At 70.0% G+C, this 25555-nt stretch carries 26 protein-coding genes; 18 read left to right on the top strand and 8 right to left on the bottom strand.

Annotation, left to right across the window (positions count from 1 at the left end):
* Positions 1-3: 3 nt before the first annotated feature.
* Genes ACYVC6_RS01020 through ACYVC6_RS01005 form a run of 4 tightly spaced genes read right to left on the bottom strand, consistent with a single transcriptional unit; the run spans position 4 to position 2494 of the window.
* Entirely contained in the window at positions 4-870 is an 867-nt protein-coding gene (locus ACYVC6_RS01020; RefSeq protein ID WP_460710048.1) for a fructosamine kinase family protein, read from the bottom strand.
* Between the two features lie 13 nt (positions 871-883).
* Positions 884-1396: a low molecular weight protein-tyrosine-phosphatase gene (locus tag ACYVC6_RS01015; RefSeq protein WP_460710046.1), complete on the bottom strand. Its 513-nt coding sequence runs from the start codon at positions 1394-1396 to the stop codon at positions 884-886.
* Complete coding sequence (locus ACYVC6_RS01010; protein WP_460710044.1) at positions 1383-1772, bottom strand: phage holin family protein; 390 nt, start codon at positions 1770-1772, stop codon at positions 1383-1385. Before ACYVC6_RS01010 ends, ACYVC6_RS01015 begins: the two co-directional genes overlap by 14 nt.
* Before the next feature lie 5 nt (positions 1773-1777).
* On the bottom strand, positions 1778-2494 hold the full coding sequence (locus tag ACYVC6_RS01005; protein WP_460710042.1) for a GntR family transcriptional regulator: 717 nt from the start codon (positions 2492-2494) through the stop codon (positions 1778-1780).
* Positions 2495-2632: 138 nt separating this feature from the next.
* On the opposite strand from ACYVC6_RS01005, the gene ACYVC6_RS01000 reads away from it, so the two are divergent.
* The gene (locus ACYVC6_RS01000; protein ID WP_460710040.1) at positions 2633-3541 is read left to right on the top strand and encodes a dimethylarginine dimethylaminohydrolase family protein; all 909 of its coding nucleotides are present in this window, start codon (positions 2633-2635) and stop codon (positions 3539-3541) included.
* A gap of 46 nt (positions 3542-3587) precedes the next feature.
* Positions 3588-4160 (top strand): VanZ family protein, encoded by a 573-nt coding sequence (locus ACYVC6_RS00995; RefSeq protein WP_460710038.1) that lies wholly within the window; start codon positions 3588-3590, stop codon positions 4158-4160.
* On the opposite strand, the gene ACYVC6_RS00990 is transcribed toward ACYVC6_RS00995, so the two are convergent.
* Positions 4141-4296, bottom strand: a complete 156-nt coding sequence (locus tag ACYVC6_RS00990) for a hypothetical protein (protein WP_460710036.1) — start codon at positions 4294-4296, stop codon at positions 4141-4143. The genes ACYVC6_RS00995 and ACYVC6_RS00990 overlap by 20 nt on opposite strands.
* A gap of 78 nt (positions 4297-4374) precedes the next feature.
* On the opposite strand from ACYVC6_RS00990, the gene ACYVC6_RS00985 reads away from it, so the two are divergent.
* The 5 genes from ACYVC6_RS00985 to ACYVC6_RS00965 all read left to right on the top strand — a co-directional run bounded on the left by ACYVC6_RS00985 (position 4375) and on the right by ACYVC6_RS00965 (position 13230).
* Positions 4375-5445, top strand: coding sequence for a histidinol-phosphate transaminase (locus ACYVC6_RS00985; RefSeq protein ID WP_460710034.1), 1071 nt, complete (start codon positions 4375-4377; stop codon positions 5443-5445).
* A gap of 19 nt (positions 5446-5464) precedes the next feature.
* Positions 5465-6436 carry an aldo/keto reductase gene (locus tag ACYVC6_RS00980; RefSeq protein WP_460710032.1) on the top strand — a complete coding sequence of 324 codons (972 nt, stop codon included), beginning with the start codon at positions 5465-5467 and terminating at the stop codon, positions 6434-6436.
* 80 nt (positions 6437-6516) lie between these two features.
* Positions 6517-9798 (top strand): transglutaminase family protein, encoded by a 3282-nt coding sequence (locus ACYVC6_RS00975; RefSeq protein ID WP_460710030.1) that lies wholly within the window; start codon positions 6517-6519, stop codon positions 9796-9798.
* A gap of 7 nt (positions 9799-9805) precedes the next feature.
* Complete coding sequence (locus tag ACYVC6_RS00970) at positions 9806-12340, top strand: circularly permuted type 2 ATP-grasp protein (RefSeq protein WP_460710028.1); 2535 nt, start codon at positions 9806-9808, stop codon at positions 12338-12340.
* The gene (locus tag ACYVC6_RS00965; protein WP_460710026.1) at positions 12337-13230 is read left to right on the top strand and encodes a transglutaminase family protein; all 894 of its coding nucleotides are present in this window, start codon (positions 12337-12339) and stop codon (positions 13228-13230) included. The genes ACYVC6_RS00970 and ACYVC6_RS00965 overlap by 4 nt, the downstream gene beginning before the upstream one ends.
* A 14-nt stretch (positions 13231-13244) precedes the next feature.
* On the opposite strand, the gene ACYVC6_RS00960 is transcribed toward ACYVC6_RS00965, so the two are convergent.
* Positions 13245-14444: an MFS transporter gene (locus ACYVC6_RS00960; RefSeq protein ID WP_460710024.1), complete on the bottom strand. Its 1200-nt coding sequence runs from the start codon at positions 14442-14444 to the stop codon at positions 13245-13247.
* Between the two features lie 398 nt (positions 14445-14842).
* Here ACYVC6_RS00960 and ACYVC6_RS00955 point away from each other — a divergent pair, with 398 nt between their 5' ends.
* The 7 genes from ACYVC6_RS00955 (at position 14843) to ACYVC6_RS00925 (ending at position 20738) form a co-directional block, all read left to right on the top strand.
* The gene (locus ACYVC6_RS00955; RefSeq protein ID WP_460713278.1) at positions 14843-15538 is read left to right on the top strand and encodes an FRG domain-containing protein; all 696 of its coding nucleotides are present in this window, start codon (positions 14843-14845) and stop codon (positions 15536-15538) included.
* Positions 15535-16680, top strand: coding sequence for a GmrSD restriction endonuclease domain-containing protein (locus ACYVC6_RS00950; protein ID WP_460710021.1), 1146 nt, complete (start codon positions 15535-15537; stop codon positions 16678-16680). Before ACYVC6_RS00955 ends, ACYVC6_RS00950 begins: the two co-directional genes overlap by 4 nt.
* 289 nt (positions 16681-16969) lie before the next feature.
* The gene (locus ACYVC6_RS00945) at positions 16970-18028 is read left to right on the top strand and encodes a GTP pyrophosphokinase (RefSeq protein ID WP_460710019.1); all 1059 of its coding nucleotides are present in this window, start codon (positions 16970-16972) and stop codon (positions 18026-18028) included.
* A 230-nt stretch (positions 18029-18258) separates the two neighbouring features.
* On the top strand, positions 18259-18867 hold the full coding sequence (locus ACYVC6_RS00940; RefSeq protein ID WP_460710017.1) for a hypothetical protein: 609 nt from the start codon (positions 18259-18261) through the stop codon (positions 18865-18867).
* A 239-nt stretch (positions 18868-19106) separates the two neighbouring features.
* Positions 19107-19574, top strand: coding sequence for a toll/interleukin-1 receptor domain-containing protein (locus ACYVC6_RS00935; RefSeq protein ID WP_460710015.1), 468 nt, complete (start codon positions 19107-19109; stop codon positions 19572-19574).
* A gap of 8 nt (positions 19575-19582) precedes the next feature.
* On the top strand, positions 19583-19906 hold the full coding sequence (locus tag ACYVC6_RS00930; protein ID WP_460710013.1) for a hypothetical protein: 324 nt from the start codon (positions 19583-19585) through the stop codon (positions 19904-19906).
* 271 nt (positions 19907-20177) lie between these two features.
* Positions 20178-20738: a hypothetical protein gene (locus tag ACYVC6_RS00925; protein WP_460710011.1), complete on the top strand. Its 561-nt coding sequence runs from the start codon at positions 20178-20180 to the stop codon at positions 20736-20738.
* A gap of 406 nt (positions 20739-21144) precedes the next feature.
* On the opposite strand, the gene ACYVC6_RS00920 is transcribed toward ACYVC6_RS00925, so the two are convergent.
* Positions 21145-22464 carry a DUF222 domain-containing protein gene (locus ACYVC6_RS00920; protein ID WP_460710009.1) on the bottom strand — a complete coding sequence of 440 codons (1320 nt, stop codon included), beginning with the start codon at positions 22462-22464 and terminating at the stop codon, positions 21145-21147.
* A 116-nt stretch (positions 22465-22580) separates the two neighbouring features.
* On the opposite strand from ACYVC6_RS00920, the gene ACYVC6_RS00915 reads away from it, so the two are divergent.
* The 4 genes from ACYVC6_RS00915 (at position 22581) to ACYVC6_RS00900 (ending at position 25233) form a co-directional block, all read left to right on the top strand.
* Positions 22581-23294 (top strand): UPF0158 family protein, encoded by a 714-nt coding sequence (locus ACYVC6_RS00915; protein ID WP_460710007.1) that lies wholly within the window; start codon positions 22581-22583, stop codon positions 23292-23294.
* Positions 23295-23344: 50 nt separating this feature from the next.
* On the top strand, positions 23345-23908 hold the full coding sequence (locus ACYVC6_RS00910) for a mycothiol transferase (RefSeq protein WP_460710005.1): 564 nt from the start codon (positions 23345-23347) through the stop codon (positions 23906-23908).
* A 59-nt stretch (positions 23909-23967) separates the two neighbouring features.
* A complete protein-coding gene (locus ACYVC6_RS00905; RefSeq protein WP_460710003.1) occupies positions 23968-24726 on the top strand; it encodes a siderophore-interacting protein in 759 nt (252 codons plus the stop codon).
* A gap of 105 nt (positions 24727-24831) precedes the next feature.
* The gene (locus ACYVC6_RS00900) at positions 24832-25233 is read left to right on the top strand and encodes an ATP-binding protein (RefSeq protein WP_460710001.1); all 402 of its coding nucleotides are present in this window, start codon (positions 24832-24834) and stop codon (positions 25231-25233) included.
* Positions 25234-25239: 6 nt separating this feature from the next.
* On the opposite strand, the gene ACYVC6_RS00895 is transcribed toward ACYVC6_RS00900, so the two are convergent.
* Positions 25240-25548 carry an STAS domain-containing protein gene (locus ACYVC6_RS00895; protein WP_460709999.1) on the bottom strand — a complete coding sequence of 103 codons (309 nt, stop codon included), beginning with the start codon at positions 25546-25548 and terminating at the stop codon, positions 25240-25242.
* Positions 25549-25555: the final 7 nt, after the last annotated feature.

Raw genomic sequence — 25555 nt, 5'->3', positions numbered from 1 at the left:
GACTCAGGCGTAGCGGCCGGCGACCTCGGCTGCCCGGGCGCCGTAGCCGCCGCCGAACAGGGCAGCGTGGACCAGGAGCGGGAAGAGCTGGTGCAGGGCCAGCCGGTCCTCCCAGCCGTCGGCCAGCGGCGCGGCCTCGGCGTAGGCGTCGAGGACCCGCGGCAGGTGCGGCATCCCGAACAGCGAGAGCATCGCCAGGTCGAGCTCGCGGTGCCCGCCGTAGGCCGCCGGGTCGATCAGCCAGATCTGTCCGTCCTGTCCCCAGAGCACGTTGCCGTTCCAGAGGTCGCCGTGCAGCCGGGCGGGAGGCTCCATGGGCAGCAGCTCGGTGAACCTGCCGACGAGGGACTCGACCGTGGCCGCCTGATCGGTCGTGACGTGCCCTCGGTCGCAGGCCAGCTTGAGGTAGGGGAGGACCCGGCGGACGGCGTAGAACTCCGCCCACGAGTCGGCGGGGCGGTTGGGCAGCGGGAGCGAGGAGATGTAGCCGTCCTGCTCGGCACCGAACGCGGGGGCGCCGGCCAGGTGGGTGGCGGCCAGGGCCTGACCGAAGGACCCGGCCACGTCGGCCGAGGCCTTGCCCGGCTCGACCCAGCGCAGGATGAGGCAGCCGGTGTCGACGGCGAGCACCTCGGGGACGGCGACGCCGCCGTCGACGGTCGCCTCGCCCAGCCAGCGCAGGCCCTGCGCCTCGGCGGCGAAGAGCCCCTCAGGGGCGTGCGCCAGCGTCTTCATGATCGCCGTCGAGCCGTCCGAGAGCCGCAGCTTGGTCGCCGTGGCGGTGTCACCGCCGGCCACCGGGGCGGTGGCCACGACGGAGCGCCCGAGCAGGTCCTCGGCGTGCTGGGCGATGAGCGGCTGTCGCGTCATGCGTCCGGCACGATCACGACAGCGCCCGCTCCAGCGCGGAGACGAGCACGGCGGACGTCCGCTCGACCATCTCCAGCACCTCCTCGAAACCCGCGTCCCCACCGTAGTACGGGTCCGGGACCTCGCCCCCCGTTCCGATCGGGTCGAACTCGCGGAACAGCAGCACCCGGCCGTCGTCCGCGGCGGTCGCGGCGGCGGTCACGTCGGCGAGGTTGCTCTCGTCCATCGCGAGGACGAGGTCGTGCCGTAGCAGCCAGCTGGGCTCGAACAGCCTGGCCCGGTGCAGCGTCGGGTCGAAGCCGGCGGCGCTCAGGGTCGCCGCGGCGCGGCGGTCCATGGCCTGCCCGACGTGCCAGTCGCCGGTGCCGCAGCTGTTGACCGTCACCCGGTCCGACAGCCCCGCCCGCTCGACGTGGGCGGTGAGCACGACGTCGGCCATGGGGGAGCGGCAGATGTTGCCCAGGCAGACCAGGGCGACGGCGTACTCCCCCCGGCGTCGCGGTGGGGGGAGCTCAGCTCTGCTCACCGATGATGCCGTCGACGATCCAGGTCGTCAGGGTGATGACGATCGCTCCCCCGATCGCCGGCCACCAGCCGGCCACCCTGAACCCGATGTCGGCCTCGCCGGCCAGCCAGCTCGTCAGGCGGAGCATCGCGGCGTTGATCACGAGCAGGAACAGGCCGAGCGTGATGATGATGAACGGGATCGACAGGAGCGTGAGGATCGGCTTCACGAATGACGTCACGATGCCGAGGATCAGCGACACCACCAGCAGGGGCAGGAGCTTCTCGGTGAACTCGTCGGGCCAGGTCGTCGGTCCCTCGAAGACGATGCCCTCGAGGAGCCAGGCCGCCGTGGCGACCGCGATCGCGGTGGTGACCAGCCAGCTCAGGAAACGCATGGCGGTCAGTGTGGCAGGTCGGCGGACAACCGTCCGGACAGCTCCAGTGCCTCGACGATATCGCGCTCCGCATCCTCGAGGTGAGCGACCAGGAAGTCGTACGCCGCGTCGAGGCGGCCCTCCTCGAGCAGCTGGACCAGGGCCGCGTGCGTGCCGGCCTGGTCGTGGGCGTTGCGACGCATCCGGTCGACCTGTGCGAGCGCGAGCTTGAGCTCCAGCACGAGGTTCTGCTGCATGGCCAACAGGCGGGGCGAGCCGGTCAGCCCGACGAGGGAGACGTGGAAGTCGAGGTGCCGCTCGTTGAGCTCCTGGTAGGACGCCTCGGCCTGGATCGCCCCGATGTAGGCGGCCAGTGTGGTCCGCACCTCGGCGCGCTGTTCCTCGGTCGCCTCGGCCCAGGCCCGGACCCCGGCGCCCTCGAGCACCAGCCGGGCGCAGCAGACGTCGTGGACGGAGTCGGCCTCCGGGCTCGCGACCGCGACCCCGCGGTTGGGCTCACGGATCGCCAGCCCCTCCGCCACCAGCACCGTCAGCGCCTCCCGCACGGTCGGTCGCGAGACGCCCAGTGAGGCGGCCAGGGCCACCTCGCGCAGCGGCGTACCGGACTCGAGCTCGCCGTCGAAGACGGCTCGGCGCAGCTCGGCGGCGACCCGGTCCACGGTCGAGGAGTGCTCGACGTGCAGGGTCTCGAACCCCCTGCTTCCCTCCGGGTCGGCCGACATCCACCCATTCTCGCGTATCGGGGGCCCACTGCTCCCGATCCACGTGGCGGTAGGACTCGGGAACTTGCCTGACCTCTCGCCGTACCCCACACTGTGATCTGTCAGATTGTCAGACAATCCGAGTCAAGGGAGGCGAGCATGCTGAGCTGGGGACGCCACTACGTGATGGTCGAGCCGACGCATTTCCGCGTCGACTACGAGATCAACCCCTACATGCATCTCGCCGACCAGCCCGATCTCGCGCTTGCGAGGCACGAGTGGCAGACCCTCAGGTCCACGATCGAGCGCCTCGGCGGTCGCGTCGACGTCCTCCCCCAGCGCCCCGACGCCCCCGACATGGTCTACGCGATGAACCTCGGCCTCGGCCTCGTCGGTCCCCAGGTCTCAGCACAGGGCCGCCACGTCGTGATGTCGCACATGCGCTACGCCCAGCGCCGGATGGAGGCCTCGTCAGCGGAGCCGTGGTTCGCGGCGCAGGGCTTCACGACGTCCTACGTCGGCCGCGACGGTGTCGGCGCGCACTTCGAGGCGGGCGACGCGTTCCCGTTCGGCGGCGAGCTGCTGGTCGGCTACGGGCCACGCACGGACGAGCAGGCGCTCAAGCACCTCGCGACGGACCTCGGCATCTCGGTCCGGGGCTTCCGGATCGTCCACCCCGCCATGTACCACTTCGACCTGGCGTTCTGTCCTCTCGACGAACGTCGTGCCCTGGTGGCCCCTTCGGCGCTCGACCCGGCGTCGGCGCAGGCGCTGCTCGACCTCGTGCCCGAGCCACTGGTGCTCACCGAAGAGGAAGAGCTCGCCTCTTTCGCCACCAACTCGATCGTCGTGCCGTCTGCGGGAGGTTCTACCGTCGTCATGCCGGCGTGCCCCGACCGGGTGCGCGAGCAGCTCGAGGACTGGGGCTTCGCCGTCGAGCTCGTCGACGTCACCGAGTTCCACAAGGGCGGCGGCTCGATCCGCTGCATGACCAACCCCGTGGACATCACCCTCGGTCGCGACCTGACCCCCGTCGCCGGCGGCCGGGTCACGCTGCCGCCGATCTGACCGGCAGGCAGGGCTCCGCCGCGGCCCGCCACGTAGCGTCGGGGCCATGTTTCCGGTCGGCGGCGTCAGCGCGATGCTGTTCGGCGCCGTGCTCAGCGGCCTGGTCTGCGCGGGCCTCACCCTGGCGGTGCGCCGCCGGACCGGACTGACCTGGGCGGTCACACTCGGGCTGTTCCTGTGGTCACTGGTCGTGCTCGGACTGATCACCCTGCTCCCGGCCAACGGGGCACCCGGGATCGTGCTCGCGGAGGACCGGCTCGACTACTGCTCCTGGGACATCGGCGGGCCGGCGCCGGAGGGCTTCTGGATCGTGGCCGGGGGGCAGCGGTTGCTCAACACCCTGGTGTTCGTCCCGAGCGGGGCACTGCTGGTCCTGGTCGCCGCCCGCTGGCACCGGACCGCGTGGGTGAGCGTGCCGATCGGGTTCGCCCTGCTGGCGGCGTACTCGGTATCGATCGAGCTCACCCAGCTCGCGCTGGCCCGGCTGGACCGGGCCTGCGACGTCACCGACGTGATCGACAACATCACCGGTGCCGCGGTCGGTGTCCTGCTCGGGGTCGTGCTGGCGCTGGTGCTGCGCCCGTGGCGGGCGCGAGGGGTCAGGCGGCCGAGCGAGTGATCAGGGCCAGGGCCTCGTCGTCGTACTCGGCGGCGAGCAGGGCGACGAGCGCCTCGTTGTCGTCGGCGACGGCGTCGTTGATGGCGACGACGTAGCGGTCGTGGAGCTGGCTCAGCTCAAGGGTTTCAGTGTTCATAGCTCCAGTGTTGCGGTCGGATTGGATCGTTCCAATAGATTCGGTGGGTGATGCCCGACACGGCATAGGTTGGACCCCGTGACCGGTCCCGAGCCCCGCCCCAACGTGACGACGATCCCGGCCTACGTCCCGGGCAAGCCTCCCGTCCCCAGGCCGGGGATGACGTCCTACAAGCTGAGCTCCAACGAGAACCCCTACCCCCCGCTGCCCGGCGTGGTCGAGGCCGCGACCCGCGCCGTCGAGACGATGAACCGCTACCCAGACATGGGCAGCACGGCGCTGTACGACGCTCTGTCCGCGCGCCTGGGCGTGCCGACCGACCACCTGGCCGCCGGGACGGGCTCGGTCGCGCTGATCTACCAGCTGCTGGCGGCCTACTGCGGCCCCGGCGACGAGGTCGTGCACGCCTGGCGGTCCTTCGAGGCCTACCCGATCGCGGTCGCCGCAGCCGCCGCGATCTCAGTGCCGGTGCCGGTGACGGCCGATGGCAGGCACGACCTCGACGCGATGGCCGCCGCGGTCACCGACCGCACCCGGGTGGTGCTCGTGTGCACGCCCAACAACCCGACCGGCCCCGCCGTGACCCAGAGCGAGCTCGACGCGTTCCTCGCGAGCATCCCCGCGCACGTGGTCGTGGTCGTGGACGAGGCCTACGTCGAGTTCGTGCGGATGGACGACGCGGTCGACGGCCTGGCGACCCGCGCCGGTCACCCCAACGTGGTGCTGTTCCGCACCTTCTCCAAGGCCTACGGGTTGGCCGGGTTCCGGGTCGGCTACGCCGTCGCCGAGCCGGACGTCGCCGCGGCCCTGCGTGCGGTGTCGCTGCCGTTCGGCGTCTCCACCGTCGCCCAGGCCGCCGCCGTCGCGTCACTGGCGGCCGAACCCGCGCTCCTCGAGCGGGTCGACGCGCTGGTCGCCGAACGGGACCGGGTCGGCGCCGGCCTCCGCGACGCAGGCTGGGCCGTGCCCGAGGCCCAAGGCAACTTCTTCTGGTTCGAGCTCGGCGAGCGCACCAACGAGTTCGCGGCCGCCGCCGACGAGCTCGGCATCGTCGTGCGCCCGTTCGTGGGCGAGGGCTGCCGGGCCTCGGTGGGCGAGGTCGAGGCGAACGACCGACTGCTGGACCTGGCCCGGTCCTTCCCCCGCTGACCCGCCTAGTTTGGTGAGCATGCAGACACGCGCGCTCGGGTCGCAAGGCCTCACCGTCTCGGCCCAGGGGCTGGGCTGCATGGGCATGAGCCAGTCCTACGGCGAGACCGACGAAGCCACCTCGATCGCCACGCTGCACCGGGCGCTGGAGCTCGGCGTGACGTTCTGGGACACCGCCAACGTCTACGGCGACGCCGGCCCCGGCGGCTTCGGCGCCAACGAGCAACTGCTGGGGAAGGTCCTCTCGGACCGGCGTGACGAGGTCACCCTGGCGACCAAGATGGGCATCGAGGGCATCCAGCCCGAAGGTCGGATCCGGTTCCGCCTCGACGGCAGCCCCGACAACGTGCGCCGGCGCTGCGAGGAGTCACTGGAGCGTCTCGGCACCGACCACATCGATCTCTACTACCTGCACCGGGTGGACCCGGAGACCCCGATCGAGGAGACGATCGGGGCGATGGGCGACCTCGTCCAGGCCGGCAAGGTCCGCTACGTCGGAGTCTCTGAGGTGACCGCCGCCGAGCTCGAGCGTGCCCACGCCGCGCATCCCCTCACCGCCCTGCAGAGCGAGTGGTCGCTGTGGACCCGCGACCTCGAGGCCGAGGTCGTGCCCACCGCCCGACGCCTCGGCATCGGGATCGTGCCGTTCTCGCCCCTGGGCCGCGGGTTCCTCACCGGAGCCCTGGCCGGGCGCAGCTTCGAAGGAGGAGACTCCCGGGCTCGGATGCCGCGCTTCAGCGACGACAACCTGGCCGCCAACGAGGCGATCGTGGCGGAGATCGCCGCCGTCGCGGACGCTCACGGTGCGCTCCCCGGCCAGGTCGCGCTCGCATGGGTCCAGCAGCAGGGCGACGACGTCGTACCCATCCCCGGGACCAAGCGGGTCGCCTACCTCGAGCAGAACGTCGCCGCCCTCGACGTGCACCTGACCGACGAGGAGCTGGCGCGGCTCGACGCGTTGGCCGACCGCGTGGCCGGCAGCCGCTACTGAGCGCCACCGAGCGCTACAGAGTCGGAGGCTTCACCGAGCCGAAACCCGCGGCCCGCCACGGCCTCCCTAGGGTGGACCGCGTGTCCGTCAAGGTCGGCCTCACCCATCGCACGACCTACTCCTTCGCGCGTCCGGTGGAGGTGGCGCCCCATGTGGTGCGCCTGCGGCCGGCCCCGCACTGCCGGACGCCGATCGATGCCTACTCGCTGGAGGTCTCGCCCAAGAACCACTTCCTGAACTGGCAGCAGGACCCCTTCGGCAACTGGATGGCGCGCCTGGTCTTCCCGGAGAAGGTCTCGACCCTGGAGATCACGGTCGGGCTGGTGGCCGACCTGATGGTGATCAACCCCTTCGACTTCTTCATCGAGGAGTACGCCGAACGGTTCCCGTTCGCCTACGAGCCCGCGCTGGCCGCCGACCTGGCGCCCTACCTCCGCCCGGTCGACGACAGCACCGCGGCCGCGGCCTGGCGCGAGGCGCTGCCGGAGCTTCCGGACGACGGCACCCCGACCGTGCAGTTCCTCTCCGACCTCAACGCCGCCGTCCACCGCGACGTCGCCTACGACGTGCGGATGGAGCCGGGCGTCCAGACGCCGGACGAGACGCTGGGCCGGGCGATCGGCTCGTGCCGGGACAGTGCGTGGCTCCTGGTCAGTCTGCTGCGGCAGCACGGTCTGGCGGCCCGGTTCGTCTCGGGCTACCTGGTGCAGCTCGCCCCGGACGCCTACGTGACCGAGGGGAGCGACGGCCCCGCCGGGCCGGCCAAGGACTTCACCGACCTGCACGCGTGGGCGGAGGTGTTCATCCCCGGCGCCGGCTGGGTCGGGCTCGACCCGACCAGCGCACTGTTCGCCGGGGAGGGGCACATCCCGCTGAGCGCCACCCCTCACCCCAGCAGCGCCGCGCCCATCGAGGGCGCGACCGAGCCGGTCGAGGTCACGTTCGGCTTCGTCAACGAGGTGACCCGGGTCCACGAGGACCCGCGGGTGACCGCGCCCTACAGCGAGGCCCAGTGGGCACGCATCGACGCGCTCGGCCACGCGGTCGACGCGCGGCTGGAGAAGGGCGACGTCCGGCTGACGATGGGTGGGGAGCCCACGTTCGTCTCCCGCGAAGACATGACCAGCGAGCAGTGGAACACCGGCGCCGACGGCCCGGAGAAGCGTGCGCTCGCCAACCGGCTCGCCGAGCGGCTGCGGCAGCTCTACGCCACCGGCGGGGTGGTCCACCGCGGGCAGGGGAAGTGGTATCCCGGCGAGCCGCTGCCGCGCTGGAACATCGCGCTGCAGTGGCGCACCGACGGCGTGCCTCTCTGGCAGGACCCCGCCCTGTTCGCCGACCCGTGGCAGGAGGCCGGGGCCGACCCGCAGGCGGACGCGAACGCCGAGGCCCTCGCGCGCCGGGTCACCCAGGTCCTGGGCCTGCCGGCGGAGCAGCTCCGGCCGGCGTACGAGGACCCCTTCGCCGCCCTCGCCGACCACGTCCGGCAGCCCCACGGCGAGCCGCCGGCGCCGGGCGCCGACGACCCGGAGCCGGCGCTGGTGGCCAAGCTCGACGCCGACGTGACCGTGCCGACCGGGTGGGTGCTGCCGATCGTCCCGGGGGCGGAGTGGACGAGCCCGGTCTGGCGGTTCCGCCGCGACCGGCTGGTCCTCACGCCGGGCACGAGTCCGGTCGGGCTGCGGCTGCCGCTGGACTCGATCGCGTGGGAGGACCCGGAGTACGCCGGCGAGCCGTCGTACCTCGAGGCCGGGCCACCTCTGGACCCGCAGGTGCCGTCCGTGCGGCTGGAGGACCCGAAGGGCGCGGCGACCACGGCGCTGGCCTTCGAGGCACGCGACGGTCACGTGCACGTGTTCCTGCCGCCGACCGAGCGGCTGGAGGACTACGCCGACCTGCTGCGGCTGGTCGAGGTCGCCGCTCGCCGGCTCGCGCTGCCCATCGTGCTGGAGGGCTACGGCCCGCCCCCGGACCCGCGGCTGACCCAGCTCGTCGTGACCCCGGACCCCGGCGTCATCGAGGTCAACGTGCAGCCCTCCCAGAGCTGGTCCGAGCTGCGCGACCTGACCACCACCCTCTATGCCGCGGCCCGCGCCGAGGGGCTGACCACCGAGAAGTTCGACCTCGACGGCTCACACACCGGCACGGGCGGCGGCAACCACCTCACCCTGGGTGGCAGCCAGCCGGTCGACTCACCGCTGCTGCGTCGCCCCGACCTGCTGACCAGCCTGGTGACCTACTGGCAGCGCCACCCGGCGCTGTCCTACCTGTTCTCCGGCAGGTTCATCGGCCCCACCAGCCAGGCACCGCGCTTCGACGAGGGCCGGCCCGAGGCGGTCTACGAGATGGAGATCGCGCTGGCCGAAGTCACCCGGCTGACCGCGGAGACCGAGCGCCACGGGGGAGAACCGCGACCCTGGCTCGTCGACCGGGCGCTGCGGCACCTCCTCACCGACCTGACCGGCAACACCCATCGTGCCGAGCTCTGCATCGACAAGCTCTACAGCCCCGACTCCTCGCGTGGACGGCTCGGGCTGCTCGAGCTGCGTGGCTTCGAGATGCCGCCCCACCCGCAGATGGCCTTGGTCCAGGCGCTGCTCGTCCGCGGCCTGGTGACGATGTTCTGGGAGCGGCCGGTGCGCGACCCGCTGGTCCGGTGGGGGACGGCCCTGCACGAGGACTTCCTGCTGCCGCACGGCGCCATCGCCGACATCGGCCGGGTCGTGGCGGACCTGCGCGCCCACGGCATCGACTTCGAGGAGTCCTGGCTCGACCCGTTCACCGAGTTCCGCTTCCCCCGCCTGGGCCACACCGCGGTCGACGGCATCGACCTCGAGCTGCGCCAGGCCGTGGAGCCGTGGCACGTGCTCGGCGAGGAGGCGACCGCCGGCGGCACCGCGCGCTACGTCGACAGCTCCCTCGAGCGGATCCAGGTCTCGGTCCGGGGAATCGACCCGTCCCGGCACCTCGTGACGTGCCAGGGTGTCCCGGTGCCTCTCACCCCGACCGGTGCCGACTCGCAGGAGTGGTACGCCGGCATCCGCTACCGCGCCTGGCAGCCGTGGTCCGCGCTGCACCCCTCGATCGAGGTGCACGCCCCGCTCCGCATCGAGGTCGTGGACGCCGCCAGCGCGACCAGCCTCGGCGGTGCCACCTACCACGTCGTCCACCCCGGGGGCCGGGCCTACGACCACCCGCCCGTCAACGCCAACGAGGCGGAGGCCCGCCGGGCGAGCCGGTTCGAGCCGTTCGGGCACACGCCGGGCCGGCTGGACGTCGCCGGCATGCGTGAGGCCGCACGCCGAGCGGCGACGACGGACTACCCACGGACCCTGGACCTGCGGCGCGTGCCGCAGTCCTGACCCGGCGATGACCGTTCTTCGGGACTACGCGAGCTCGCTCTCCCAGCCGCCGCTCATCGGTGGCGCGGAGGAGCCGGCCCGCTACGACGAGGTGGTCGGCCCGGACGGCGCGCTGCGGCCGGCCTGGAAGGGCCTGGCCGAGGTCGCCGTCGCGCTGACGCCGGCCGACCTGCGCCGTGTCGACGGCGACATCACCGCCTTCCTCGCCGACGACGGCGTCACCTACGAGCGCCCCGGCGAGGGGCCGGGCCCGTGGCAGCTCGACCCGGTGCCGCTGATCATCGACGCCGCCTCGTGGGCGCCGCTCGAGGTCGGCCTGGCCCAGCGGGCCGAGCTCCTCAACGCCGTCCTCGCCGACCTCTACGCCGACCAGACCCTGCTGCGGGACGGTCTGATCCCGCCGGCCGTGGTGTTCGGCCACGGCGGCTTCACCCGGGTGGTCGCCCGCGCGTCGTCGCGCGACCCGAGACCGCTGGTCTTCTCCGCCACCGACCTCGGTCGCGACGCCGAGGGCCAGTGGCGGGTGCTCGCGGACCGCGCGCAGGCGCCGTCCGGCATCGGCTACGCCATGGAGAACCGGCGTGTCGTCTCGCGGGTCATGCCGGAGCTCTACCGCGAGGCCGGGCTGCACCGGATGGAGCCCTACTTCTGGGCGCTCCGCTCCGCGCTGCTCCAGTCGGCGCAGGGCGACCTGGCCGACCCCAGGGTGGTCGTGCTCTCGCCCGGCACGCACTCGGAGACGGCGTACGACCAGGCGTTCGTCGCCAGCGCCCTCGGCTTCCCGCTGGTCCAGGGCAGCGACCTCGTCGTCCGCGACGGCTGGGTCTGGATGAGGTCGCCCGCGGTCGGGCTGGAGCGGGTCGACGTGATCCTGCGCCGGGTCGACGCGGCGTGGAGCGACCCGCTGGAGCTGCGCGGCGAGTCCCAGCTCGGTGTGGCCGGCCTGACCGAGGCGGTACGCCGCGGGCGGGTGCGGATCGTCAACGGGCTCGGGGCCGGAGTCGTCGAGAACCCCGGCCTGCTGCCGTTCCTGCCCGCCGTCTGCGAGGCCGTCCTCGGCGAGAAGCTGCGCCTGGAGTCGGTGCCGACCTGGTGGTGCGGAGACCCCCGCTCCCTCGAGCAGGTGCTGGACCGCCTCGACGACCTGCGCGTGCGCACCATCGACGGCCCCGGGGTGGTCTCCGGGCCGGGGCCCGCCCGGCTCGCGCGGCGCGGGCTGACCGAGCGGATCCTTGCCGCCCCGCACCGGTTCGTCGGCCAGGAGCGGCTGCCGCTCTCGCAGGCCCCCACCTGGGGAGCCACCGGCAGGATGCATGGCACCGCGGCGCCGCGGCCGATGACGCTGCGCACCTTCACGCTGCGCTACGGGTCCGCCTACCGCCCGCTCGTCGGTGGCCTCGCCAACGTCCTGGAGATCTCGGACGGTGGCGGCGTACCGACCTCGAGCAAGGACGTCTGGGTCCTCAAGGAGTCCCCGGCCGACCCGGACCAACGGCTGACCGACGTACTGCCGATGACCAGCGCCCGCTCGGTCAACGTGCTCGTCCCGCGCGTGCTCGAGGACATGTTCTGGATCGGTCGGTACGCCGAGCGTGCCGAGGACATGCTGCGCCTGGTGCTAGCCGCCCACCCCTACGCCGAGGACTTCCAGGAGAGGCCGCGCTCGACGGGCGGCGCCACCCTCGAGGTGCTGATGACGACGATCCACGGGCTCGCCGGGCCCGGGCCGACGCCACACCCGGACCCGTACGCCGCCGACTTCCGGTCGCTGCTCCTCGATCCGACACGGGTCGGCTCGGTCGCCCACTCGCTGGCCGGGCTGCGCGACGCCATGCAGGGGGTGCGCGACCAGCTCTCGGGCGACACCTGGCGCGGCTTCGGCACGATCGACCGGGCCAGCCGGGACCTGCGGGAGCAGCCGCACAGCCACCAGGTCGCCGAGTCGGCCGGGCGGATGCTGACCGGGATCCTGGCGCTCCAGGGCGTCACCGCGAGCATGATGCGCGACCCGGGCTGGCACATGATCGGTGCCGGCCGCTACCTCGAGCGGGCGCTCCAGGTGTGCCACCTGCTGGCCGGCACCACGACCGTGCGGCGGGGCATCGACGTCGACCGGGAGGTGCTCAACGCGGTGCTCACCTCGTCGGAGAGCGTGGTCACCCACCGCCGCCGCTACCGCGGCTACGTGCGGCCGGCCGGCGTCCTCGAGCTGCTGCTGCTCGACCCGGACAACCCGCGGTCGCTCGCCTTCTGCCTCGGCGACCTGCGAGGACACCTCGCCGCGCAGCCGGCGTCGACCGGCTCGACGCGGCCCGAGCGGCTCCTCGCCGACCTCGACCGCGAGGTCGAGGAGGTCGACCTCGCCGCGCTGGTGGCGATCGGCGGGGAGGGTCGGCCCAACCTCGAGGCCCATCTCGCGGCCACCGCCGCGACGCTGACCCGGCTGGCCGAGGCTGTGCACGAGCAGCACTTCGCGACCGGCCCGGCTCCACGGCCGCTCGGGATGATGGAGCTCACCGAGGTCTCGGCGGGCTCCGCATGACGGCCTACCGGATCACCCACCGGACCACGTACTCCTACGACGACGAGGTCACCGACTCGCTCGGTATCGCGCACCTGGTACCGCGCGTGCTTCCGTGGCAGTCGGTCGCGTCGTACGACGTCGGCGTGACGCCGGCACCGGTCGACCTCAGCCACGACATCGACTACTACGGCAACGTCGCGACGTACTTCCAGGTGACCGATCCCCACACCCGCCTGGAGATCGAGGCGGTCAGCGAGGTCGACGTGACCACGCCCATGCCTCGCCCGGACCTGCTGGAGGCGGCCTGGGAACAGGCCCGGCCGCTCGCCTCGCCCGAGGCGCCGGGCGCGTGGCGGGCCACCGACTTCGCACTCCCCTCGGCCTCGGTCGAGCAGGTCGACGAGGCGCGGGACTACGCGGCCTCGTCTTTCGCCCGCCACCGTCCCGTCGGCGAGGCGGTCACGGACCTCATGCACCGGATCCACGCCGACTTCGACTACGACCACACCGCCACGACGGTCACCTCGACGGTCGGCGAGGTGCTGTCCTCTAGAGCCGGCGTGTGCCAGGACTTCGCGCACCTGACGCTGGCCTGTCTGCGGTCGCACGGGCTGGCCGCGCGCTACGTGAGCGGTTACCTCTCCACTCTCCCCGCGCCCGGTCGCCCTCGGGTGGTGGGTGCGGATGCCTCGCACGCCTGGATCGCTGTCTGGCTCCCCGACCTCACCGGCTCCTCGGAGGGCGACTGGCTGGCGTTCGACCCCACCAACGACCAGCTGGCCGACGACCGCTACGTCACTGTCGCCTGGGGCCGGGACTATTCCGACGTCCCGCCCGTCAAGGGCGTCATCTTCACCGAGGCCAAGAAGTCGACGCTGTTGGTGAGTGTGGACGTCGCGCCGGTCTGAGTCTCGTCGCGAGGCTAGGGCACCGGTGCCAGGGACCCTCGCGGCGCCACCAGCAGGACCAGGCCGATCACCCCGGCGGCCACACCCGAGACCATCAGCGGCAGCTGCCCGTCCCCGCCCCAGGCGAGACCGGCCCACACGCCGGCGACCAGCACCCCGGCGCCGAGCACCCCCTGGAAGATGCCCTGCCCGGTCCCCTGGCTCGTGACCGGCAGCAGCTGCGAGACCCACGCCTTGCCGACCCCGTCGGTCAGGCCGGTGTAGGCGCCGTAGCCGCCGATGAGCAACCAGGCAGCGAGATGGTTCTCGGTCAGTCCGAGGCCGGAGTACGCCGTCGCGAACACCAGCAGTCCGACCGCCACCACCGTGTGTGGGCTGAGCCGGTCGGCGATCACACCCGCCGGATAGCTGAGCGCCGTGTAGACGAGGTTGTAGCCGACGTACGCGAGGATCACCTCGGTCACCCCGAACCCGATCTCGTGCAGTCGCAGCAGCAACAGCGCGTCCGGGAAGTTCACCAGCGAGAAGAGCCCCAGCACCGTCACGACCCGCCAGTACCGCGAACCCAGCGGGGGCCTCTCCGACTCGTCAGACGAGGGAAGCGTCGGGGACGAGGTCTGTGACGCCTTGGCCTTGGAGCCGTCCGGCCGCTCGCGGATCAGGAAGACCAGCAGCACGCTGAGCACCGCCGGCACCACCGCGAACCACAGCAGCAGCTGCAGGTCGTGGTCGAGCAGCTGGTAGCCGACCAGCGCGATCAGTGGACCGATCACCGCGCCCGCGGTGTCGGCGGCCCGGTGGAAGCCGAACGCGCGACCGCGCGCCTCGACCGGGATGTCCTCCACCAGCAGGGCGTCGCGCGGTGCGCCACGGATGCCCTTGCCCAGCCGGTCGACCGCCCGCCCGGCCAGGACCACCTGCCAGATCCCGGCCGCGGCCACGAGCACCTTGCCGAGCGCGGCGAGCCCATAGCCGAGGGCGACGATCGGCTTCTTGCGGAACCGGTCCGAGAGCCGCCCGGCAACCACCTTGGTCCCGGCCGCCACGCCCTCGGCGATGCCCTCGATCGCGCCCACCACCGCGGCCGGAGCGCCCAGGACGGTGGTCAGCAGGATCGGCATCAGCGGGTAGAGCAGCTCCGACGCCGCGTCCTGCATGAACGACACAGCCGAGACGACCTTGAGGTTCCGGGTCAGCCAGGGACGCCTGCTCACCGGGCGATCATCGCGGATGACGTGGCGCGTTCGCCGCCTCAGGACTTGCGGGGGAGGCTCAGGCCTTGTGCGTCAAAGCGCAGATAGACACGGTCTCTCCCGGCCTCCGATGTCCGGATCTGCCGAAAGTCGGATGCGAGCACCGTGCGACATCCCTGCGTACTGACGCCGACCCGCTCACGTAGCCCGCCCGGCTTGGAGCGTGACATGCGAGTCTGGCCGTATAGCCGTACGGTTTCTCGCACCCGGACCGGAGGGTCCGCCGCGAACAGGACGCCGGCGGCATGACACCGGGCCAGAGTCTCGAAGCGATTGCGGGAGGGTGAGTGGAGCCGCAGGCACGCGTTGAGGACGTTGGTTCGTTTGTACAAGCGCTGCGTGACTTGGGTGCGGCTGGAATGTCTCGCCCCTTATGGTTTCGGGGCCATCGAAACTCGAAGTACCGGTTACAGGCGAGCGCACTGCGCGATGACAAGTTCCGCCTGAACGAGGTGGCACTTCTGAAGCGCTTCATGCAGGATGCGCTTCCTCGACTCGCCGAGGCCCCCCGGGGTGACTGGGACTGGCTGCTGCTTGCCCAACATCACGGAGTGCCGACACGCCTGCTGGACTGGTCGGAGAACGCCCTCGTGGGGCTGTTCTTCGCTTGCGAAGCTGATGACAGCACGCTCGAGGGGATGCCCAAACCGGACGGGGATGTCTGGGTCCTCGTGCCCGAGGCACTCAATAGGAAGTCCGGAACCTGGATTCCACAACACGTTGAAGATCTACCATTCCTAGGACTCGACGGAACCCTCGAGCGCTACAAGCCCGGTGCACCTACCGTCCCTCAAGAGCCCCTCCCGCACCTTGCCGTCATCGCAGCACGCAACTTTCCGCGCATCATCAGCCAGTGGGGCACGTTCACCATCACCGGAGAGCAGACAGCCATCGAGGACCTTGGCGACGCGCACAAGTTCGTGGCAAGGATTCAGATAGCCGGTGAGGCCAAGAGCCGCATCTTGGAGGAGCTGAGGTCCCTGGGTGTGGAGGAAAGGGTCGTGTATCCCGATCTGCATAGGCTCGGAAGCCATGTGAAGGAGTTGTTCGCATGAGTCGGATGGCCATTTCGCGGCGCAAGTTCGATGTGCAACAGCTAGTTGGTTGGCAGGAGAACCTCCTCCTAGACCCCGCCTACCAGCGCGAGGGCGGAATCTGGACGAAGAGCCGCCAGCAGCTTTTCATCGACAGCATCCTCAACGGATTCGACGTTCCTGCGCTGTACCTCCACCAGTTGCGCCCACCCGAGTTTCACCAGGGGCGCGCCGCCAGCTACGCCGTGATCGATGGTCGTCAACGGCTCGAGGCGTTGGAGGAGTTCGCTTCGGGCCGGCTGGCGCTTGCGGACGACTTCCGGCTGCTGGAGGACGTCGAGGACAGCCAGCCCGTTCTGACAGAGGAGTTCGCCGGTGGCAAGGAGCGCTTCGGTGGGCTAACCCTGAACGACCTGAGGGAACTGGCGCCGGCTCTGGCGTACAGGTTCCTCGACTATGAGATCCCAGTAACCGTGGTCGACACCGACGACGCCGAACTCATCGAGGAGCTCTTCTTCCGCTTAAACGAGGGGGTCCCGCTCAACCCAGCAGAGAAGAGGACCCGGGGCGAACTCCTGCGAAGCCAGATCATCCCGTTGGTGAGCGACGACGACCTCTTTCGCTGCGCGGGATTCCGAAACCTTCGCCGGAAGTACGAAGACCTGTTCCTTCGCCTCCTCTTCGTGAAGTCCCGCGACGGTTCCGTGCACGATGTGCCGGACATGAAACGCACTCTGATAGACGACTTCGCCTCCTCATTCAGGCCCGCGTTCGGCGAGTCGTTCACCGAGTCGCAGCGCGCAGACATGCAACAGGAACTCACCGACCTCGTCGACGGGGTGCGGCCGACGCTCGAGGCGATGAATCGCATTTTCAATGAAGGCGACGTGCTTCTTCGCCAGCAGTCCACCTTCTTCATCTACTACCTGGTCATCGAGCAACTGCTGCGGGACGGCGCTTCGCTTCCATCGCGAGACGACTTTGCACGCTTCGGGGAGGAGCTTTCATCTCTACGCGGCCGAGACGAGGAGAAGCTCACCCCCGACCAGCGAGATGCCCTCGAGTACGCCGCACCACTGCGAGAGACCACCACGGGTTCGTACTCGCAGCTCAAGGCAGAGATACTGCTCCGCTACCTGAGTGGCAGGCTCAAGATCGCCTGATCCGGGCCGTCCTCACGGCTCCGACGATTTGCCACGTCGGTTAGCGGGTGCGATGGCGTGTGAATGCAACACCGGGTGGAGTAGAGCTAACCATGCCGCTATCGAGCCGTCGCCCGTCCATGCCTCGTGGTGATGCGTCGCCCTTGGATGCGCGCGCTGGATTGGTCTCAGCGCCAGCCGTTCGGCTGGGGTCCAGGTTGCCCAGGCCAGCGAGTCAAGTGGTGCTTGCGCTAGCACGATTCAGCCGTATGCTGACTCGGCTTGGGCCCTGGAAACTGCAAGGACGACGGTGGCACTAGACCCTAACGCCTTCGTGGCGGCATATGAGCGTTACGTAGCAGAAAGTGTGCGTCCCGCTGAGACTGCGCTGCGTGCTGCCCTTGAGAGCTGGAGAGAGCCCGCAGCTTGGGCGCCATACCGATCAGAAGGAACTCCTCTTCCGAACCCCATTCAACGAATCAAGATTCGCATCAAGCGGCCAGAGAGCGTTATCGACAAGATGAAGCGGCTTGGATCACGGGAGTTTCCTAAATCAGATCCCGATCGGGCAGTGCGAAATATGCGCGACCTTCTCGGCGCAAGAATCGTCACTTACGTGCCACTTCACCTGAAGATGGTCGATCAGATGATCCGAGAGTCCTCTTCATTGAGACTTTGCCGACCCGAACCCCGAGCATATCTTGCCACGCACGAATTGGAGCGCATCGGGCTCGACCCGGACAACTTCTTCGGCAAAACCCGAAAGCCGAGTGGGTACAGCTCATTGCACTACTTCCTGCAAGCCCGCCTCTCAGAAGGCGACTGGTCGATTCCGTTCGAGCTGCAGGCAAGGACGATGATCGAAGAGGCATGGGGCGAGATTGAACACCAGTTGGGCTACAAATCAGGTCAACGGACGGAATTCAGCGTTTCTCGCCAGTTCCGAGTCATCGGTTCTCACCTGTCCGCAATCGACGAGCACTTCGATTTCCTGTACGACCGCTTAGGGTTCCTACAGACCCAGGCGCAGGCGCACGACTCGGATGCCCTAAACGCCGAGAACCTTCCAACAGTGCTCAATTCGCACGAGATCCCACTGGCGCAAGACGAGATTGGTTCTCTACTACAGATCTTGGTTGCTTGGGGCGTCCGGACAGTCGGGGACCTGCGCGCTCGCCTCACGGACGAAAGACTCGAGATGATCCGTCGAGTGGTTCGCGCCGCGAACACGAATGGCCCGGCAACGGCCTTCCACGTTCTGACCAGCGTAGCGATGGTGGGTCGCCGAGCGTCGCTCGAAGAGGTTGAACGGCAGCTGCGAACAAACCTCGCCATGGTCCAGATCACACGCAAGACGAGGCGCATGTAGTTCGTAGGTGCTACGCGTTCCAACGGTGGCGGAACGGCGCCAGCTACGGTTCGGCGCCAATGGCGATCGCCGAAGAGCGGCTACACGCCGGGAGTCGCCTCGAGCGCACGGATCTGCCGCGAGGCGTGACTTCGATACCGGCTGCGCCGGCTCTAGATCGCACGCGTGAGCTGCTGAGCGTTGTGTAGTCGCTCATGCTGCTTGACGGCCCGTCGCTATACGGTCCGGCCATGATCCCAACCCCGACGCCTACGCCGCCGGTCGTGATGCCGAGCACAGGGTCTGCGCCCACGCCGACCCCGAGTCTCGATCCAAGCAGCGCCGATTGGTGGTGGCAGTACGGACTCGACGGCATCGTAGGCGGGATCTTGGGAGGGGCGGTCACAGCTCTTGCCGTGGTGCTGACCATCCGTCACGAGCGCGGACTGGTTCGAGACCAGGAGATTCGTTCGGCCCTCGTCCGCCTTCATGATCTGTCCCTCCGATTCTCCTTGGCCCGTGTGTCGACACCGCCGATCGACGGTGATTTCGATCCGCTTGCCCGCGATCTGCTGGACATCAGTCGCGAAGTCTCGACCGTCATTGCCGTGATCGGAGGTCGCAAGCGGCTCCAACGATTAGTGGAAGAGATCGATGAGTGGGACAACGCGATGCTTGCGGCGATGACGGGAAAGGGGAGCACCCACGCGCGAAGTCAGGACACTTTGGATCGCAGCGTTGCTCTCGCAAGACGAGTTGCCGACTGGCTACTGACTCTGGAGAAGGGCGGTCCAGCGCACGAGCCCGGACCTGGCTGGCCCAAACGCCTGGACGGCAATGCGAACGACTCTGATTCGTAGTCCCGGTGAGTCATCTCGCGCACCACCTGAGCACCCCGTTCAACGATGACTTTCAGGCGCGCGGCCCGATCCATGGGTGCACCTCCGTGCGACGACAGTAGTCGCGGACACGCCGCGGAATTACGAGCGCAACAGTCGTCGAACTCGGCGCAGAAATCACCCGGATCTGCCGCGTACAGGCACCACTCCGGCGATCGCCGACTCACGTCGCTGTCGACGGTCATCGCTATAACAGAGGCATGAGGGTGTTCCTTAGCCACGCAACGAGCGACGCCGACCTCGCGGCAGCCGTGAAATCTCGATTGGGCGCCGTGGGGATGCAGGTGTATCTGGCGGAGCACGACAACCGCGCGGGCGAGAACGTCCACGCCAAGATTCAGGACCGCATCAAGCGGAGTGACATCGTCATCGCGCTGCTAACCCCGGCTGCGGACGCCTCGCGCTACGTGCATCAGGAGATCGGGTTCGCGGTACGAGCGAAGAAGCTGATCGTCCCTGTCGTGACCCCTGCGGTGGCGAGCGCTGGTCTCGGGATGCTAGACGGCACTGAGTACATCGTGATCGACGAGCAAGCACCAACAGAAGCACTTCTCAAGCTGAGCCAGCGTGTCGTCGACCGCCAGGCCAAGACGCGGCAGGAGCAACTGGACGCCGCCATGCTGGTCGTCGCAATCGGCCTCGTCCTGGTGGTGATGCTCGAGGAGTAGCAATCGGCGTGGATGGAGCGAGAAGCGCTAGCTACGAGCAAGGATTCGGCGCGATCGCTGGCCTCGTCCGCATGGTGCGTGGCGACATCTTCGTGGGAAACGTCCGAGCACCGCTTCGGGTCGCGGAACCGCCGGACGAGCTCGTCGCCACACTCGAAGCACTCGACCCCGACCTCGGGCTCGCGCTCATCGTGCAGGGCCCGCTCGAGGCCGGCGCGGATGGTGCGGATCTGGCGGATGAACGCGACCCAGTCAGGGGCGGCGCCGACGGCGACGTGGTTGGCGAGGTAGTCGAGCTGTCGGTCGAGGTAGGCCAGGGCGCCGGCGACTGAGGCTCGGCGTGCGGGGGGGTGGCCGAGCCAGGCGCGGTAGATGTCCTCCCACTGGGCGAGCACGGCCAGCGGTGGGATGGGGTCGTTGCGGGCGCACGCTCACTCGGCCGCCTCGTCGACGCTGGTGAAGTGCGGCCGCATCTCCTCGTCGCCCTGGTGCCCTCGGCTCCGCAGCCGTCGCACGCGATGGTCAGGCACCAGTGGATCCGGTGCTCACGCGACCACCCCGCCGGACGTCACCGGACGGCGGCTGCACTTACGCTCACTAACCATGTGGACCTGGGTCGCCGGCGCCGCCAGCATTGTTGTCGCCGCGACGGTGGGCTGGTTCGTCCAACAGATCCTCAGCAGAGGCATCCGCTGGCGGGCCCTCACCCTCGCCGGCCACGAGCTCGACGTCGCGGCCAAACTCAGTGACGACGACCCGCAAGGCGAGGCACTGCGGCAACGGGCCGCCACACGGCTCGAGAAGTACCTCCGCGAGACCACCGAGGACGCCAGCACAGTGCGCCGCGACAGCTGGAGGTTGCTGGGGCTTTGCCTTGCCGCGGCATCCTTGCTGCTCCCGTCGATCCTCCTCGATACCGGTGCGGCGAACTGGGCGACATGGGTCGGCTGGGTCTCGCTTGTACCCGTCGCGCTCATCGCACTGGTCGCGATCTGGACCCTCGTCATGACTCGACCGTCCCCGGCGCCACGTCGCCCAGCCGACGGAACCCCTCCGGCACCACCCGAGCAGCCAGAGCCAGCTGCTCGTCCGTCAACCTCAGGCGATCCAGCACCGCACGCACCACCGCCGCCAGCTAAGCCCCAGCCTGCTCCGCCAACCTGACCACGCTCCTCGATCCCCACGTCGACACACGTCTTCGCCACCCGCACCAGGTGCGCCCGCAAGTCCTGCCACAGCCGCACCTACACCGACTCCCCGCCCACCTGCGACTGCTTCAGATCAGCCACCACCGCACCCAGCCACGCCCCCGCGCCAGCCGTCCGATGCAGCTCCTCAAGCAACGCCGTGTGCGGCTCCGCCACCCGCGGCAACCCGGCGACGATTGGCGTGCGCAGCCCGGGGAGCTACCGGACGGCGTCGAGCTGGCCCCGATCTCGGTGTCGGCATCGTCGTCAGCAGCCGGCATCGCGGGGGACGGCACGGCCATTGGTTCACGAACGAGATCCTCCGGGCTGGCTCCCGTCCGGATCTGCCGCGATCAGTGCGTCACTCCGTAGCCGCCCGAGCCTCAGGCGGCTGCCCAGTCGAGTCTGGTCTCGGGCAGGTTGCGGTAGATCTCGACCACGAGCGGGAGGTCGCTGGTGCGGCCTTTGAGTGCTCGGGTGCCGGTGTGGTCGACCAGGTAGAACGCACCGTGGGGGTCACGCCAGAGGTAGATCCCGGGGAAGGGCTGCCGCATCTGCCAGTTGCCGTGGGTCTTGATCCGGTGGTGGGTGACCGTCATCGGGCCGTAGTTGCCTATCCCTGAGACACCACCCTGGTCGTGCGGGATGGTGTGATCGACCTGCTGCTGGCGCGACAGGCTGGAGGAGAACGGGAACACATCGGCCGGCGTCATCAGATGCACGGCCTGTCTATGTCGGTCGGGGATCTCGTAGGCATCCACCGGCGCCATCCCCTCCAGGTCAAGCACCGGGGTGATCTTGAACCGACACGACGGGCCCAGGACCTCGCGGACCCAGTCCTCGGTGACCGGGCCGTGGCCCTCGAGCCGGGCGATCCCGGTGTTGTCGGGTCCGGGGTAGAGGTGGAGGTAGAGGTTCACGGTCGGCGCCCGGTCGGCGAGCTTGCCCGGGTCCTGGTCGGTGCCGGGGGTGAGCAGCATCAACACCGCCTGGACAGTCCGCTGGTCCTCGGTCAGGTCGGGGAAGTCCTCGGCGATCGCGGCGCTGTAGCCCTCGACGGTGGCGGCGATCTGCTCGATCACCGGCACCGGGCCGCGGACCAGGTACGAGGCCATCCCGTTGGCCTCGGCGCGGAGCTTCTTCGCGAACGTCGCCTTGGCGGCGAGCTCTTCCTTCTCCCGGGCCACCGCGGGGTTGGCCTTCGCGATCGCCGCTTCGACCAGCGCCTCGAACCGGGTCCACGGGATCCGCCCGTCCGCGGACTCGGCGACCGCCGCGTCGACATAGGCGGCTTCCTGGGCGGGCAGGTCCCGGGTCTGCTTGACCACGAACCGGGCGTAGGACGCCTTCACCTCACCCGCCTGCACCCGCGCCCACAACCGCGGCGAACGGTGACACAGGTCCAGCGCGTCGGCCATCAGCTGACCCGCCGCGAACGTGGTCAACCCCATCCGGGCCCCCAACGCCGCAGCCGCGAACTCGGTCACCTCCGGCGTCCCGACCCCGCCATAGGCACGAGCCCGCTCCCGCCCCGGCCGATCACGGTCCTGCGGGTCCAACCGGTCCGGGGAATGGATCAGCGCCCACTTGTAGGCGCCCCTCAGCTGGTCGACCTGAGCGGCCCGCTCCCGCTCGGCCGCGTCGCCGACAAAGGCAAGGACATCGTCCTCACCCATGTCGTCCAACACCGCCGTCCCGACCATGCGACAAGCCAAACAGAGACCACCGACATTCAGACCGCAGCGGCAAGGGCCTGTCCACAGCCGCGTGCCGACTACCCGGGGTGCCGATTCGGTCGGATCCACAGCAACATGGGGTCATGCCCAGGGACGAGGATCGCCGGCAGCTGCGCTCCGCCGTGGCCCGGGGAGCCGGGGTCGAGCTGCTCGAGATCCTGGCCAGCAGACCCTGGCCGGATCACACGCTGCAGCTGATCGGCGACGGGCTGCTGCTCGCGATCGATGCGGACACCGAGGGCGTGCTGGCGGTCGCCGAGGAGTGTGCGAGCGAACTGCGCCAACGGGACTGGGAGGGCGACCTGGAACTGGCCGAGTCGCTCGAGTCGCGGATGGGCACGGGTGCGGCGCCCCTGCTCAGACCGCTGACCGTCGACCTCGATGAGCTGGCCGGCGTCCTCGAGGGCGACCCGGTCTACGGAGGTGGACGCGTGGACCGGCGCACCGGTGAGGTGTGGCCCGAGGCCGCGATGGACGCCTTCGAGGAGGACGAGGAAGAGGAAGACGTGGACGACGACGAGCGGTGGGTGTGGGTCGACAGCCAGGGCTCACGTGCCGGCTACCGCGACATGGAGCGGTTCATCGCCGGGCTGAACGACCCTGCCGCGGCCCACGCACTCGAGCGCGCGCTCGACGGACGTGGGCCGTTCCGCCGGTTCTCCCAGACCCTCGACCGGTGGCCGCACCTCATCGACCCGTGGCTCGCCTACGCCGACGAACGCAAGCGGGGCCGGGCCCGCGCCTGGCTTGCGGCCGAGGGCTACCGCGCGCAGCCGCGGGTCTTCGGCGCGGCCTGACCGCCGAACCACCGGCACAGACTGTCACCGCCGCGTCGTACGGTCGAACCATGAACGACGAGCGGACCGACCCGCCCTGGGAGCCCCCGCGAGCCGGCACCGAGACCGAGGCGCTGATGGGTGCCCTCGACCGCCTCCGGGCGACCTTCCGCTGGAAGGTCGACGGGCTCGACAGCGCAGGGCTCAACACCACCATCCCCAGCTCGACGCTCACGCTCGGCGGGCTGCTCAAGCACCTCGCCCTGATCGAGGACTACCAGTCGACCGTCAAGCTGAGCGGTGAGCCGATGGGGGAGCCGTGGGCGAGCATGGACATGGACGAGGACGACCCCGAGTGGGAGTTCACGTCCGCGGCCGACGACCGCCCGGAGGAGCTCTACGCCCTCTACGACGGAGCCGTACGCCGCTACCGCGAGCGCCTCGCGGCCCGGCTGGCGGCCGGAGGGCTGGACGGGCCGGTCGCGGTCGGCGGCGGGGAGTTCAACCTGCGCCGCCTGGTCCTCGACCTCGTCGAGGAATACGGCCGCCACACGGGCCACGCCGACCTGCTGCGCGAGGCGGTCGACGGCCGGACCGGCGAGGACCCCGACCCAGGCTGGCAGCCGCCGATCTGACCCCGGCCCAAGCCAGATAAGGTCAACCTAACTTCCACCGACTCCTGGAGCAGACACCGATGCACGCACGCGTCCGCAGCACGACCTGGCTGACGCCGTCGATGGTCCGCGTGGTCCTCGGCGACGGAGAGCTGGACACGTTCGTGATGCCCGGCGCCGCACACCCCGACACCGACACCTACGTCAACCTGGCTCTCGACCAGCCGGGAGACCTGCCACCGGCGCGCCGTCGCTACACGGTGCGCGCCTGGGACGAGCAGGCCAAGGAGCTGACGCTCGACTTCGTCGTCCACGGCGACGAGGGGGTCGCGGGCCCCTGGGCCGCCGGCGCCCAGCCCGGCGACGTCCTGGTCTTCGAGGGTCCCGGCAGTGGCTACCGCCCGGACCCGGAGGCCGACTGGCACCTCATGGTCGGTGACGAGTCCGCGCTGCCGGCGATCGCGGCCTCGCTCGAGGCCGTGCCGGACGGCGCCCTCGTCGTCGCACGACTCCTGTGTGACGGCCCCGAGCACGAGCTGGAGCTGACCACGCCCGGCACGCTCGACCTCCAGTGGCTGCACCGCACCGGCGGCGACGACGACGTCGACCTGCTCGTCGACTCGGTCCGCACGCTCGCCTTCCCCCGTGGCCGCGTGCACGCGTTCGTGCACGGTGAGGCCGAGGAGGTCCGGGCGCTGCGCCGCCACCTCCTGGGCGAACGCGGCCTGTCCCGCAGCGACATGTCCTGCTCGCCCTACTGGCGCCGGACGATGACCGACGAGGCTTGGCGACAGGTCAAGCGGGAGTTCGTGGCGGCCATGGACGCCGACATCGCCTGAACTGGGTACCGACCCCGTGTCCGGGTCCTGGTCCCCGAGCCGGGGCAGTGTTTCCCTCTACAGTCGAGGACGGGCGCTTGAGCGACCGCAGCCCGGAGGAGCGACATGTCGGACCGAACCGCACGCGCGGAGTTCTCGGTCACCCTCCCGTTCGGTCCCGACGCCGCCCGGGTGGCCAGGGCGATGGTCGGACGGCTGCTGCGCGAGCACAAGTGCGACGGACGGCTCATCGACGACGGCCGGCTGGTGGTTCACGAGCTGGTGATGAACGGCGTCACGCACGGCGCGCCCGACCCGCGTGCGGAGATCGCGGTGTCGTGCCGGCTGCTGGACAGTCACGTCGTCATCAGCGTGGTCGACCACGGCCGGGGTGGCAAGGTCGGCGTGCGTCCGGCGTCGGTGGAGAGCGTCAACGGGCGCGGTCTCGCCATCGTCGACGCGCTGAGCGAGCGATGGTCGGTCGACCGCAACGGCGGCACCAGGGTCGAGGCCTGGCTGTCCCGCTGAGGAGACTCAGGCCGCGTCGTAGGGCAGGCCGCAGATCGTCAGCACGCGCGCCGCGATGGTGCCGTCGGCGGCGACGAAGGTGAGTGCGGCGCCCTGCTTGGTGGCGGTGTCCTGCGCGTTGGCGAGGACGCCCACGGCCGAGGAGGGCAGCAGGTCGACGTCGGTGAGGTCGATGGCCAGGTCGCGGGTCAGCCCGTCGGTGATCTCCTTGACGATCATCCGCACCTGCACGGTTGCGCCCTCGTCGAGGTCCCCGTGTAGCACGAGTCGGCCCGACTCGTCGCTTACCTCATAGGTGAACTCTCGCTCCTCCACACGGGGA

The sequence above is a fragment of the Nocardioides dilutus genome, from assembly GCF_054779555.1.
This window is presented reverse-complemented; position numbering and strand designations above follow the sequence as displayed.